The sequence below is a fragment of the Variovorax sp. 54 genome, assembly GCF_002754375.1.
Lineage (GTDB): Bacteria > Pseudomonadota > Gammaproteobacteria > Burkholderiales > Burkholderiaceae_C > Variovorax.
In genome coordinates this window covers 710,172-724,756 of sequence record NZ_PEFF01000001.1, presented here as the reverse complement: position 1 = coordinate 724,756, position 14,585 = coordinate 710,172, and the positions used below count along the sequence as shown (strand labels likewise).

The window sequence follows — 14,585 nt, the reverse complement described above, 5'->3', positions numbered from 1 at the left end:
CAAAAAAATAGTCTGCGGTTTCGGCCGGGCTGGTTCCGTCTTAGGGCATCGACAAGGCAGGTCGCGCGATGCGACAGGCCTGATGACTTTGACTCAACCATCGGCGGGAACCTCAGATGAACACGTGCGGGCAGCAGGACGCAGCAACACGACCACGACACCGGGCGCAGGACGGACGGCACCTTCGCATGGTGCCGCTCGCACGCGCCATCGCCCTCGTGCTGGCGACGGGCACCGTTCTCGGCACGGCGCAAGCCCAGCGGGCCTTCAGCTCGGCGTGGATGGCGCAGAAGAACGTGGCGCAAGGATCGGCAACGCTCACGGGCTACCTGCCCAACGGCACGCCCGCGTCGCTGCTGATGAATCCTCAGGCGCAGCAGCAAAAAGCGAACGAACAGCTGCAGCGCTCACTCGGCAACCTGAGTCTTGCGGCGCAGGCCATTGCCGCGCAACAGGCGGCGCAGGCCGCCGCCCGGCAAGCCGCGCAGAACGCAGGCACCGACGTGCCCGATGGCATTGCCGAGGGCGGCTTGAAGGTCGACACCCAGAGCCTGACGGCCGGCTGGTTGAACGCCCGGGCGCCCGAGCAGAGTACGGCCGGTGGTGCCACGACTGTGAGGATCGCGCAGACCGCCGACAAGGCCATCCTCAATTGGGAGACGTTCAACGTCGGCAAGAAGACGACGGTCGAGTTCCAGCAGCAGGCCGACTGGGCGGTGCTCAATCGCGTGAACGACCCGCAGGCACGGCCGAGCCAGGTCAAAGGGAGGATCAAAGCCGACGGCACGGTGCTCATCGCCAACCGCAACGGCATCGTCTTCAGCGGCAGCAGCCAGACCGACACGCGCAACCTCGTGGCAGCAGCCGCGCGCATCGGCGACGACCAGTTCAAGGTGAGTGGCATCTACAGCGCGCAAACCAACGGGGCCTACACGCCGAGCTTCACCGATGCCGCGGGTGCGGTCACGGTAGAGGCGGGCGCGCAGCTCGCGACCCGTGCCCCAGGCACCGTCAAGCAGGGCGGCGGCTATGTCTTGCTGATGGGCAAGGAAGTCGGCAACGCGGGAACCGTGACCACGCCGCGTGGGCAGGTTCAACTGGCGGCGGGCGATTTCTTCATCGTCCGGCCGGGGCAGGGCACCGCCGCCAACCAGCACGCCACCACGCGCGGCAACGAGGTTGCGCCGGGCTTCAACACCGACAGCGCCGCAGGCCGCGTCGTCAACACCGGCTTGCTGCAAGCACCCGAGGGCGACATCACGCTGACCGGGCGCAAGGTGGTGCAGGACGGCGTGGCGCTAGCCAGCACCAGCGTGGACACGCGCGGCACGATCCACCTGCTGACCTCCGCTTCGGATGCGACGTCGAGTGTGACCACCACGGCGCGCGCGCTCAACGCCATCGTGCTCGACGAGCAGAATGGCCGCACCGCGCTCGACAGCCAGCGTGATGCGCTGATCGACGAGTCGGCCCGCATGGACATCGCGCGTCGCGGCGCAGCGCTCGGCGTGTTCGACAGCCTGTCGCGCCAGGACGATCGCCGCGACCTCTCACGCATCGAGATCGTCTCGGGCGGCGGTGTGCTGTTCGAGGGCGGATCGACCACGCTGGCCACGGGCGGCCAGCTGGCTGTCAGCGCGGGCAGCGTCACTGGCCGCAGCACCGTCTCCCGGGGCGCCACGCTCGACGTGTCCGGCGCGGTCGGCGTGCAGGTGGCCATGGCCTCCAACAACGTCCAGATCAACATCCAGGGCAACGAGCAGCGCGATGCGCCGCTCAACCGCGACACCTCGCGGCTCAACAACGCCAGCGTGTGGATCGACCGGCGCAAGCTGGTGCAAGTGGCCGCAGGTACGGGCGGCTACGACAAGGAGCGCTGGTACACCGCAGGCGGCCTGCTGGAGGTGGGCGGCTACCTCGGCCTGCAGGGCCACACGGTCGGCGAATGGGCTGCGCAGGGCGGCATCGTCAGCTTCACGGGCGCCGAGGTGGTGATGCAGGCGGGCGCCAGCATCAACCTCTCGGGCGGCACGTTCGACGTGCAGACCGGGCGCATCCGCCAGAGCTGGCTCAAGGGCCCCGAAGGGCGGCTGTACGAGGTGTCGAGCGCGCCGGGCGACATCGTCTACACGGGGCTCTACAAGGGCTTCGAAGACACACACAAGCGCTGGGGCGACAAGACCACCGGCTTCTTTATGACGCCGCTGATCGGGCCCGACAAACGACTGGAGAACGGCTACACCATCGGCCGCGACGCGGGCCGGCTCGTGGTGGCGACCGGCGCCGCCGTACTGGCAGGCGACATCGCGTCGGAGGTGTTCCAGGGGCCGAGGCAGACGAAGAGGGCCAACGATGCACTCGACGGCTATCGCCAGTCGCAAGACGCAGCGGCACGGGCCGCACAGCTCGTGCTGGGCAGCTACACGAGCGCATACAACAACGACCCGAAGGCCGGTCCGCTCGGCGCTGCCCTGAACCTGGCCCCGACCTTCGACCGTATCGTGTTCGGCGCCGGCCCCCTGGCGCCCGACGCGGCGCCGGAACCCGACGCGGCGCCGGAACCCGACACGGCACTCTCACAGGCGCACAGGGATGCGCTGTTCATCGACAGCGACCGCCTGAACGGCTTCGGCCTAGGCTCGATCATCGCGGCGGCGGGAGACCATCTCGCGGTGGACGGTGCGCTCACGGTCCAGCCCGGCGGTCGCATTCAATTGCATGCGCCGCAGATCGAGGTCAATGCCGACCTCACCGCGCGCAGCGGGCGCATCGTCCTCGGTAACGCGGTGGGGTTCCTCGGCGTACCCAAAGTGCCCTACGAAAACCTGCTGAGGGTCGACCAGAAGACGCCCACCGGCGTCGTCATCGCCCACGGCGCGACGCTCGATGCGCGCGGCCTGTGGACCAACCTGCTGCGCGACCCCGGCAGCGGCAACGGCCTGCCATTCGTGGACGGCGGCAAGGTAGACATTCGCAACTCGGGTGCGGTGACGCTTGCGGCCGGCACGTCGATCGACGTGTCTTCGGGCGCTGCGCTGATGGGCAACGGCTCGCTCAAGGGCGGCCGCGGCGGCGACGTGACGCTGTCTGCCGGCTACGTACCGGTCACGGGCGATCCGATCCTCGATGGCGGGCTGGACGTGCCACGCGGCGGGGCGCTGCGCATGGACGGTGAGGTGCGCGGCTGGGGGGTGAACGGCGGCGGCACACTGACCGTGGGGTCCGGCGTCGCGGTGGGCATCGGCAACGGCCTGCAGGGGGCGGACGGCACGCTGCGGGTCGGCGCGGCCGCTGCATTCGATCTGCAGCTTGCAAAGGACTACCGGCTGCAGGCCGGCGCCACGGTGCCGGTCGATTTCGAGGTCACGGTGCGCGCACTCATGCCGGGGCAGACGCTGACCCAGTCGATCGCTCCGAACCTGAGCGGCAAGAAGCTCACGGTCGCCGAGAACTGGACGTTGCCCGACGGCTTCTATGCGCAGACGGCCAACGGCACGGGGTACTACGCCGGCAGCACCGTGCCGAAGGGCGCGGTGCTGAGCTATATGGTTGGTGCCTTCCCGGTCGGCTACACAGTCCCGGCGGAAGTCTTCCCTGACGGCATCCCCATCACGACAGTCACCCTGCGCCATGCGGCGGGCACGGTCGTCGACACCGACCTGGTCGTGCCGGCGGGTGCACGCGTCATCGCCGGCAGCACCGCATTGCAGGAGATCGGGGTGGTGCCCGTCACCACGCTGCGCACCAACCTCTTCCAGCGCGGCTTTTCGCGCTACGCGGTGCAGGGGCGCGACGGCGTTGCCGTGGCCGACGGCACCGCACTCGAGGTGGCGATGCCGGTGCTGCGTATCGATCCCGGCCACGGCTATGCGGTGCGAACCGGCGCTGCGCCCGATGCCGCACTCGCGCTCTGGACGCCGCCGGTCTACACGGAAGATCCGGTCGCGGCCACGCTCTTGCAGCGCAAGGGGGCGAGCCTCACGCTCACGTCCGGCGTGCCTGCCCTGCGGGACCGTTCGCCCTTGGGCGTGGGGCGCGGCGCGGTGGTGTCGGTCGACCCGGGTCAGTCGATCTCGCTGCAGGCCGACGGACAACTGACGCTCGAAGGACGACTCAATGCCTGGGGCGGCGCGGTCAGCCTCGCCAGCGATCTGCCCGACCCGTTCGGGATTTTCGCCAGCGACGGGATGTCGGTGTGGATCGGCAACGATGCGGTGATCGATGTCGCGGGCCGCGCCCACGTGGCCTACGACACGCACGGCCGTGCCTACGGCGTGGCGCCCGACGGTGGCACCATCCGCATCGGGCCCAGCGACGCCTACGTGCTGGTGCGTCCGGGCGCTGTGCTCGACGCATCGGGCGCATCGGCCGAGGTGGACGCCGCCGCGGGCACCGCCGCCAGCGCCGCGTCGCGCACCGTGACGCTGGCCGGCGCGGGCGGCAGCATCGCGCTGCGTTCGTACAGCGGCATCGTGCTCGAAGGCACGCTGCGCGCCAAAGCGGGTGGCACCAACGCGTCCGGCGGCGCGCTCGGCCTTTATCTGCACGACCGCTATTACGACCCGATCGTCCAGTCGGTCGACCCTTCGAAGAATCAGCTGTACACGGTCCGCCTGGCGCAGACGGCGAGCCCGAGCGGTCTGCCGGGCGCGCTCGCACCGGGCGAAGCCAACGCGGGCCTGGTTTTCGGTCAGGCCGCGCTCGGCGTCGACCAGGTGGTTGCCGGCGGCTTCGATGCGCTGACGTTATCCGCACCCGATCGCCTGCTGTTTGACGGCGACATCGACCTCTCGCTCGGCCGCAGCCTGAACCTGCAGCGGGGCGCGCTGACGGTGGCGCAGGAGACGCCCGATGCAAAGGTGCGCTTCGCCGCGCCCTACATCCGCCTGGACGGCCGATCGCGGATTTCGCTGCCGCCCAACGCTCCTCCCCTGTTCGCGCCCGGTTTCGTCCTGACCGTCGGCGCCGGCGCGGCCCCCGCCGGTCACAGCGCGCTGACGCTGTCGGCCGACCTGATCGACGTCCGCGGCCTCGTGTTGTCCGGTATCAGTTCCACGCTGGGCACCGGCTACTACGACAGCAACACTTCCGTGGATGTCGGCACGGTCACGCTGGACGGTTTCGCGGACATCGCGCTGCACAGCAGCGGCGACCTGCGCCTGGCCGGCGGTCTCAACACGAGCGGCAACGTGGACGTGCGCGCGGCGCAGGTGTACCCGATGTCGGGGAGCAATGGCGCCCTCGTGGCGGGCAACCGCCTGCAGGGCATCGCGCCCGACAGCCTGCTGTCGATCCGCTCCAGCACTGGCACGGTGCCCGACATGCCGTACTCGGTTTTCGGCAGTCTCGTGCTGCTGGGCGGCACCGTGGACCAGGGGGGGGTGGTGCGCGCACCGCTGGGCACCGTTTCGCTCAACACGACGGGAGGCAATCTGGGGACCGACTGGCGCTCGGTCGTTTCGTTCGGCACCTATGGGGCCACGCTGTTCGTCACGCAGACTGACCCGGTGGTGGTGCTTCGCGGCGGCAGCCTGACCTCGGTGAGTGCTGCGGGGCTGGAGATGCCCTACGGCGGTACGGTCGACAACGTGGCCTACAGCGGCGCAGTGAAGCCGCGCGAAGGCCGTCGCGTCACGCAGGACTACCTGGCCGATACCTTCGTCTACCGCGGCGTCATCGACAACTCCAACCCCTACGCGCAGTCCGACACAGGCGTTCTGGCCAGCGGCATCAGCATCGGTGGGGCGCAGGTGATCGGCGAACGCGGCGCAGTGCTCGACCTGTCGGGTGGTGGACTCCTGCACGGCGAGGGGTTCCTCTCGGGCCGAGGCGGTTCGGTCAATGTGCTGAGCACTCCGCTGGCCAATGCCAATCCGGCGTTGCGTGGCGCCAGCCGGCCCGGCAACGGTGTCTACGCCATCCTGCCGGGCTACGCGTCGGGCTATGCGCCGGTCATCGCCGACAACGGCGCGGGCGACCCGGCCGTCGGCGCGCAGATCGAGATCGGTGCGGGCGTGCCCGGACTGCCCGAAGGGCGCTACACCTTGCTGCCCGCGAGCTTCGCCTTGATGCCAGGGGGCTACCGGGTCGAACTCGGTGCCCAGGCGCCGCTGCGCAGCCTCACGAACCCGGGCGGCGGGACCATCGCCAGCGGCGTGTCGTGGCTCACCACCGCCACGCAGTCCGTGGCCGGCACCGGCCAGCACAATGCCGTGCCCACGCAGGTCATCCTGACGCCGGGGCAGGCGGTGCGCAGCCAATCGCAGTACAACGAGACCAGCTTCAGCGAGTTCGTGCTTGCGCAGGCCCGGACGTTCGGTGCGGTGCGTTCCCGCCTGCCGGAGGACGGCAAGATACTCAACCTGCGGTTCTTCACGAGCGACAAGGTACAGGAGCCGCTGAGTTTTGCGGGCACGGTGCGCTTCGGCGGCGTGACCCGCGGCGGTGCCGTCGGCATCGACGGCCAGATGGTTGTCGCCACGGCCGAATTTGACAAGTCTGTCGAGATCCGGCCGCAAAGCGTGGCCGGCCCGGCGGGCGACCTCACCAAGGTGTCGCTGGCCGACGGCGCGATCAACGCCTTTGCCGCGCCCGTGCTGACGATCGGCGGCACGCTGAGCTACTTCGACGGGTCTGGCAGCGACGGCGACAGCGCGCGCCTTTACTTCGGGCGGGACCGGGGTCGCACCAGCGTTGCGCTGCGCGCTGGCGCGGTGCTCAAGGCCGGCCAGGTGTTCCTCGTGGGCGACACGGTGACAGTGGAGGGCGGCGCGACCGTTGACACGCGAGGCGTCGGTGGCCGTTCGGTCGATTCATCGTGGGGCTACGTCTACAGCAATGCGCTGAAGGACAACGCCGGCAACGGTACGCCGGCGGTGCTGGCAGTGGGCAACGGCTGGTTCGACTTCCTGCCTGTGAGTGGTGACGGCCGCATCGCGGTCGGCGATGGCGCCACGTTGCTCACCGAGGGCACGATTGCCTTCGTCGCCCCCGGGGCACTCGAAATCGGCAACGTGAACCTGGGCGCGCGCTACCTCACGGTGTCGCAGGACCAGATCAGCGTGGGCACCACCGAAAGCCTGGCCGCGGCCGAAGCCAGCGGCGTGCAGCCGCAGGGCTGGCGCCTGACCCAGTCCTTGCTCGACCGGCTGCTCAGACCGTTGCCGAGTGCCGGCGTGCCGGCGCTCGAACGGCTGAGCCTCACAGCCGGCAGTGCCTTCAATTTCTTCGGCACGGTCACGCTCGATACGGGCAATTCGCCGGTACAGATGGTCTTCAACACGCCGGCCTTCTATGGTTGGGGCGGTGCGGACGACCGCGCGCGCATCGCGACCGGCAACTTCGTCTGGAGCGGCATCTCTGCTTTGGCCGGCTCTGACCCGATCAATGGCCTCAACTTCTACGGCAGTGCGGCGCCCGCGGCGGTGCAACCGGGCGGGCCCGGCACCGGGCACGGGCAACTGCTGATCGATGCCGATACGGTCCAGTTCGGCTACGGCGCGTTCAGCAGGCCGCAGAACGAGGCGGCGCTCGACCGATTGGCACTGGGCTTTGCCGGTGTCACGGTGCGTGCGGCCAGCCGCGTGACCGCCAACAACCTCGGCACGCTCACCGTGGGCGGCACCCAGGCGGCCGACGGCACGCGCCGGGGCGGCGACCTGTTCATCAGCACGCCGCTGCTGACGGGCGATGCGGGGTCCCGCATGAAGTACGTGGCGGGCGGGCGGATGCAGGTCACGGCCCCGGCCGGCGCCGTGCGGCCCGACACGTCGGCCATCGACACCCTGGGCGCAGCGATCACGCTCGATGCGCGCACGGTGCAACTCGACACCGCGGTGGCGCTGCCCAGCGGCAAGCTCGGCGTGCGCGCCGATGGCGACATCACGCTGGGCAACGACGCGCACATCGACCTCGCAGGCCGCACCGTCTCTTTCTTCGACGTGACCAAGTACAGCTGGGGCGGTGACCTCCGGTTGGAAAGCAGCGGCGGCAACATCGCCCAGTCGGCTGGTTCGCGCATCAACGTGTCCGCCACGCACCAGAACGCCGGCTCGCTGTCGGCGAGCGCTGCGGCCGGCGCGGTGGACCTGGCGGGTGCGTTGCAGGGCGCAGGGGGCGGCGCGGGCTTCCAGGACGGCCGCTTCGCGCTGACGCTGGCGCAGATCGGCGACGACGGCTTCGCGCAGCTCAACCGCCAGCTCAATGCCGCTGGATTCTTCGGCGCGCGCGACTTCACGATCAAGACCGGCAACCTGCGCGTGGGCGATGGCGTGCGCGCGCACGAGATCGGCATCGCGCTGGACGGCGGCAGCCTGCACATCGACGGCAGGCTCGACGCATCGGGCCCCACCGTCGGCAGCATTTCGCTGTCGGCCCGCGACGAACTCGCGCTGGCCGCGTCGGCTGTGCTCGATGCGCACGGCAACACGCTCGTCGCCGACAGCCGCGGCGTCGCGATCGACGCCGCCAACCGGGCCAGGGTGTCGCTGACATCGAGCCAGGGCACGGTGCGGCTGGCGAGCGGTGCAACGCTCGACCTGCGTGCTGCCGACGGGGTGTCGCGTGGCCAGTTGAGCATCAACGCCCCGCGCACCGGCGAGACCAGCGGCGATGTGCGGCTGGAGGCGGGCGGTCTGCTCACGATCCGCGGCGCGCAGAGCGTGGCGGTCAATGCCTTCTGGACCTACAGCCCCACCGATGCCAAGCGCACGCTCAGGCAGGACAACGGCGATGCCGACGGCCGCCCGGTGAGCGCGGACGGTGTGGCCGGCCTCGACCAGATCGACGGGCGCAGCCGCGCGTTCATCGACGCGGCCTGGCGCAATACCGACCTGCAGGACCGCCTGGCCGGGCTCAAGGCCTACGGCGACGCCTTCCACCTGCGCCCGGGCGTGGAAATCCGCAGCAGCGGCGATCTCAACACCGAGGGCGACCTCGACCTGTCCGGCTACCGCTACGGACCCGACGCCAGCGCGAGCCGGCGCGGTGCGGGCGAGCCCGGCGTGCTCACGCTGCGCGCCGGCGGCGAACTGCGCATCAACGGCAGCATCAACGACGGCTTCGCGCCGCCGCCGAACACACCCGACAGCCCGATCTACACGGCGCTGCTCTCGACGGTCACGCTGGACACCGACTACAAGGTGCCGCAGGGCGGCGTCACGCTCGGCACCGGCACGAAATTGCCGGGCGAAGGCGCGCTCGATTTCGATCTTTCGCTTCCTGACGGAACCCCGGTCCTGTTGTCGGATCGGGTGCGGCTGCCGGTCGACGTGGTGTTGAAAACCGAAGTCTGGGTCTGGGATTTCGTGCCCGATGCCGTCACGACAGCCAGCATCGTGTTGCCAAACGGCAAGTCGATTCCTGCGGGCACCCACATGTCGACGATCGTCGACATGTTGGGTACGGCGTATTTACCCGCCGGCACCACGTTCAAGGCCGGGATGAACGCCATCGTGAACAGCTTCCAGGCGAAGGCCATGACCTGGCGCGCAGGGTTGGATCTGGGCGTGCTGAACGGCTACACGCTCTCGCAGCCGATGGTCATCGCCGCCGGCAACACGCTGCCGGTCGGCACCTATGTCAGCAGCGCCTCGGTGATGACAGGCCGGCGCGCCATCTGGCCGATATCGGCCATGCTCGAGCCGGGCAGCCGCTCGTGGTCGATGCGGCTCGTGGGAGGGGCCGATCTGACGAGCGCCGATTCGCGCGCGGTGCACGGGACCAGGGCCGGCGGCATCACGCTGAACGACCCGTTCAACATCAACCTCGAGGGCAAGGGTCTGGGCGCGCCCTCGGAGGGGGTCAGTGTGGTGCGCACCGGCACCGGCGATCTCGAGCTCTACGCGGCGGGAAACTACGTGCAGCAAAGCCCGTTCGGCGTCTACACCGCGGGCACGCCGGTGTCCGGCACGGGGGCGGATTCGATCTGGAACACACCGCGTGCGCTGCAACCCGATGGCACCACGCTGGGCAGCGGCCTGGGCGATCGCGACGGCTACCTTGCGACCATCGGCCGGCAGCGCATGTGGTACGTGACCGATGGCGGCGACTTCACCCTCGCAGCCGGCGGCGACATCCGCGGCCGCGAGGAACTCAATTCCGAGTTTGTGGGCAACTGGTTCCTGCGCCAAGGCGGCGCGGCGCTGGGGCAGGCCACGGGCTGGGGCATCCAGTTCGGCAGCTACGTGCTGGACGGTGTGAGCAAATACGACGGCTACTCGAAGCTCGGGCTGGCGGCCTACTCGGGGCTGGGCGCGCTGGGTGGCGGCAACGTCACCGTGCGTGCCGGTGGCGACATCGGCGCCGACGGCATCAACGGCTACTCGCAGCAGAGGATCGTGGTGGCTGTGGGTGGCAGCGGCCGCGTGATCGATGGTGCGGTGGTGCAGACCGGCGGGGGAACGCTCTCGCTGAGTGCGAACGGCACCCTCTATGGCGGGCAGTACGCGAACCTGCGCGGCGACACGACAGTGCGCGCTGCCAGCGTGGGCTCCGTCCGATTGGGTAACTATGGCGTGGCCCTCAACGATCCGCGTGAACCCGACGCGTACACCGCTTACTCGGGCACCGGCCGCGCCGGCGCGAGCTTCGTGCCGGGCGACGGCCAGGTGCAGGTGGAGGCGCTGGGCAGTCTGGTGCTCAGCCAGGTCATCGATCCTGGGCGTGTCGGGGAGCGCGTGGAGACACGCGCCCGCATGCCCGACGGCCAGGAAGGCAATGCCGCGAGCTGGTTCACGCTGTGGAGCGACAACACCGCCATCGGACTGTTTGCCGCGGGGGGGAACCTCTCGCCCATGGGCAGCGACGGCGTCGGCCAGACGAGCACCAACGTATGGCCGTCCAAGCTGCGTGCGGTGGCACCCAGCGGCAGCATCTATTTCGCTGCACTCAACGGTGCCGCTTACCTGATGCCATCGCCGACGGGGCAGCTCGAACTGCTGGCCGGAAATCGGGTTTCGGGTGTATCTGCCAACAATCTGAATATCGGAAGCGGCTCCATCGGCCTGTTGGGCACCTCGGCGCTCGCCCTGGCCACGCCGTTGAACGCGGCCTGGCGCGTCGCCAAGACCGATTCCTTCAGCACCGACGACATCCTGGGCTCGAACTACTGGCGCGGAGGGCTCACCTCGAGCAACCCGGTGGACCAGACCGTGATCTACGCCATGGGGTATATCCCGGACACCGGCCAGTTCGGGGGGGTGGGCGGCACCCCCTTCATGTTCGCCGCCAACACGCTGACCGACGACAGCATGGCCGGTCAGGGCACGGCGACGCACATCTATGCCTTGCGCGGCGACATCCAAAGCGTGCGGGTCGGGGAGGCGGTCGAGCTCGGCAGCCTTGATGAGGGCACCCGTGGCATCTACTACCGGACCTCCAAGCCGCTGCGCATGATGGCCGGCGGCGACATCATCAGCAGCGGCCTGATGATCGCGCACGGCAACGCGAACGATGTGTCGATGCTTGCCGCCGGCGGCAACATCTTCTTCTCGAGCGAGGGCGTCGGCCTCTCGCTCCTCGGGCCGGGCACGCTGGAGGTGAGTGCCAGCGGCAGCATCTACCTGGGCAACCAGTTCAGCATGACCAGCCTTGGCCCGGTCTCGGCGGCCGACACGCGAAAGGGTGCGGACATCGTGGTGCAGTCTGGTCTCGGCCAGGGGGCGCCGGGCGAGGGCACCAGTGACTTTGCCGGCTTCGCCAAGCGGTACTTGAACCCCGCCAGCCGCATCGACGCGACCGGCGCGCTGGCCGATCAGCCTGGCAAGGTGGTGAAGACCTATGGGGCCGAACTCGCGCGCTGGCTCGGCGATCGCTACGGCTTCCAGGGCACGGCCGATCAGGCGCTGGTGTATTTTTCGGCGCTGGCACCCGAGCAGCAACGCATCTTCGTGCGCCAGGTCTTTTATGCCGAACTCACGGCCGGTGGCCGCGAGTACAACGACGCCAGCAGCAGGCGCTACGGCAGCTACCTGCGCGGGCGTGAAGCCATCGACGCGCTCTTTCCCACCCAAGACGCGCAGGGCCATGCGATGGCGCGCGGCGGCGACCTCACCCTGTTCCAGGGCCTGAGGAACAACGCGGGCATCCGCACGGTGACAGGCGGCGCGATCCAGCTGCTCACGCCAGGGGGCAAGACGGTGTTGGGCGTGGAGGGCGTCACCCCGGCGTCGCGCGACGACATCCCGCCGGCCGGCCTGCTCACGCAGGGCGAAGGCGACATCCAGATCTACAGCAAGGGCAGCATCCTGCTGGGCCTGTCGCGCATCATGACCACCTTCGGCGGCGCGATCCTCGGCTGGTCGGCCGAGGGCGACATCAACGCCGGCCGGGGCTCGAAGACCACGCTCGTCTACACGCCACCTCGGCGCGAGTACGACGCGCTGGGCAACGTGAAGCTGGCGCCCAACATTCCGAGCTCGGGTGCGGGCATCGCGACGCTCGACCCGATTCCCGAGGTGCCGCCAGGCGACGTCGACCTGATCGCGCCGCTGGGCACCATCGATGCGGGCGAGGCGGGCATCCGCGTGTCCGGCAACGTGAATCTCGCGGCGCTGCAGGTGGTGAATGCGGCCAACGTGCAGGTGAAGGGCGCGTCGGCGGGGCTTCCGGTGGTCGCGTCGGTGAACGTCGGCGCGCTGACAAATGCCAGTGCGGCGGCCTCACAGGCCGCTGCGGCGGCGCAGGACGCGGTGCAGCGGGAGCGCCAGGCGACGCGGCAAAACCTGCCATCGGTGTTCACCGTGCGCGTGCTGGGCTTCGGCAACGAAGCCGCACCGGCACGCGGCAATGGTGCAGATGCCTCCACATCGTCACGCCCGGCGTTGCAGTCGGAGGTCAAGCCGAAGTACGACCCTTCGCACCCCGTGCAGCTCGTCGGTCTGGGGGGAAGTTTCGACCCCGGCCAGGTCGCACGCCTGAGCGACGACGAGCGACGGCGTTTGCAGCAGAACCGCTGAGCCTCGGTCATCTTTTCAGTCCATGTTTCTCTCCCATCGCCCCCTCCACGGGAATGGGCAGCGGAACGCTTCGCCCTCTATCCCGCCATGACACTCGTGAGCATTCCGCACCGCCCGCACGCCTTCGCTTGCGATGAAGCGACGAACGAACGACAGCAGGAGATGCGGTGCGGCCCGCCGCTGCGCGACTTCCTCGTTGCCAACTATGTGCGTTTGCACCGGCGACTGACGCGGCATTTGGGCTGCGCGGATACGGCGAGCGAATGCCTGCACGATGCCTGGCTGCGGCTGGGCGCGGAGCAGACGTGCACGACCGTGCAGAGTCCGGAAGCCTATGTGTACCGGGTGGCCTGCAACATCGCTTTGGATCGCATGCGCAGTGATCGATCGTGGCGATACACAAGAGATGCCGACGCCGAACTCCAGAGCTTCGCTGACCACGCACCGGGCCCGGAACTGATCGCTGAAGCGCGCTCCGACCTTCAGGCCGTGGAGCAAGCCATGAAGCAACTGCCGGTGGGCCATCGCACCATCCTGATCGCGTTGCGCATCGACGGAATGACGCGCGAGGAAGTGGCGGTGCGCAGCGGACTGTCGTTGCGCCGCATCGATGCGGCGTTGCGCCGAGCGCTCGCCTGTTGCGCTGCGCCCAGGTTCCAGTGCATGTCGGCCCAGGTGTGAAGCGTCAAGAGGTTCATGGCCATCAGGTTCACGTCTTTCACCACGAATCCAAGCCATGAGCACCACAGCGGGTTGGGTGTGGGGTGAGTGTTGTTTCATGAAATTTTTGTGACAAACGACATTCCCGGGCGCGCAGTTCCGTCTTTGTCTCAGAGCTTTCGTGACTGTCCGATGCCCCCTCTGTTGTTGTCTTCTGCCGGCCCCCGCATGCCCTTGTGGGCGTCGTTCCTGCTGGCCATGGCATTCGCTGCCCTGGCCGGCGCGGCGCATGGCGCGCCGCCCGAGGCCAATGCCAGCGGCGTGTTCCTCAACGCCGCCGGCGACGTGCTGACCGCGCGCCATGCGGTGGCGGACTGCCGTTCGCTGTTCGCCCTCAAGGACGCGCAGGTGGCACAGGCCCGGGTGATCGCCGAGAGCGCCGAGCTCGACATCGCGGTGCTGCGCACCACCCTCACGCCCTATCTGCATGCCACGCTCGCGGCGGGCGAGCGCGCGTCGGCCGCGGGCAGCGTGGCTGTGTTCGCCGAGGCCTACGCGGTGCTGCAGCGCATGCCCGACCGCGCCGCGTTGCTGAGCAACGCCCTGACCGTGCCCGGCGTGTCCGGGGCAGAAGGCCTGCAGCTGCTGTCGGGCGTGCAGCCCGGCGCCAGCGGCAGCGCGGTGCTGGGCGCCGACGGCCTGTTGCTTGGCGTGGTGGTCGAGCGTGTCGCCGCCGCGCCGCACGCGTCGGGCATGGTGCTCAGTCGCGCGGCCTCGGCCGCGGGCGTGGGGGGCGGCGTGACGCGGGTGCGCGCGGTGCCGGCCTCGCGCCTGCGCGACTTCCTGGACGCCCACGGCATCGCGTACACGCACAGCCGCGAACCGCAGCTCAGCCCCCAGCAGTCGCCCGCCGCGCGGGCCTCGACCCTGTCGGTCGGCGTGCTGTGCGGTTGAGCGTTCTTCTTTAGC

General features: G+C 69.4%; 3 protein-coding genes. All 3 read left to right on the top strand.

The genetic code is table 11. The features are described 5' to 3' along the window. The first annotated feature begins 188 nt into the window (after positions 1 to 188). The 3 genes from CLU95_RS03275 to CLU95_RS03265 all read left to right on the top strand — a co-directional run bounded on the left by CLU95_RS03275 (position 189) and on the right by CLU95_RS03265 (position 14,570). Positions 189 to 12,956, top strand: coding sequence for a filamentous haemagglutinin family protein (locus tag CLU95_RS03275; protein WP_180288521.1), 12,768 nt, complete (start codon positions 189 to 191; stop codon positions 12,954 to 12,956). Positions 12,957 to 13,052: 96 nt separating this feature from the next. Further along, positions 13,053 to 13,637: an RNA polymerase sigma factor gene (locus CLU95_RS03270; RefSeq protein ID WP_180288520.1), complete on the top strand. Its 585-nt coding sequence runs from the start codon at positions 13,053 to 13,055 to the stop codon at positions 13,635 to 13,637. 237 nt (positions 13,638 to 13,874) lie between these two features. Continuing rightward, positions 13,875 to 14,570 (top strand): S1 family peptidase, encoded by a 696-nt coding sequence (locus CLU95_RS03265; protein WP_180288519.1) that lies wholly within the window; start codon positions 13,875 to 13,877, stop codon positions 14,568 to 14,570. Positions 14,571 to 14,585 lie beyond the last annotated feature (15 nt).

What these genes read in the sequence shown, in the direction of transcription:
- CLU95_RS03265 (WP_180288519.1), top strand. Translation starts at nt 13,875, where the DNA reads ATGGCATTCGCTGCCCTGGCCGGCGCGGCGCATGGCGCGCCGCCCGAG.
- CLU95_RS03275 (WP_180288521.1), top strand. Translation starts at nt 189, where the DNA reads ATGGTGCCGCTCGCACGCGCCATCGCCCTCGTGCTGGCGACGGGCACC.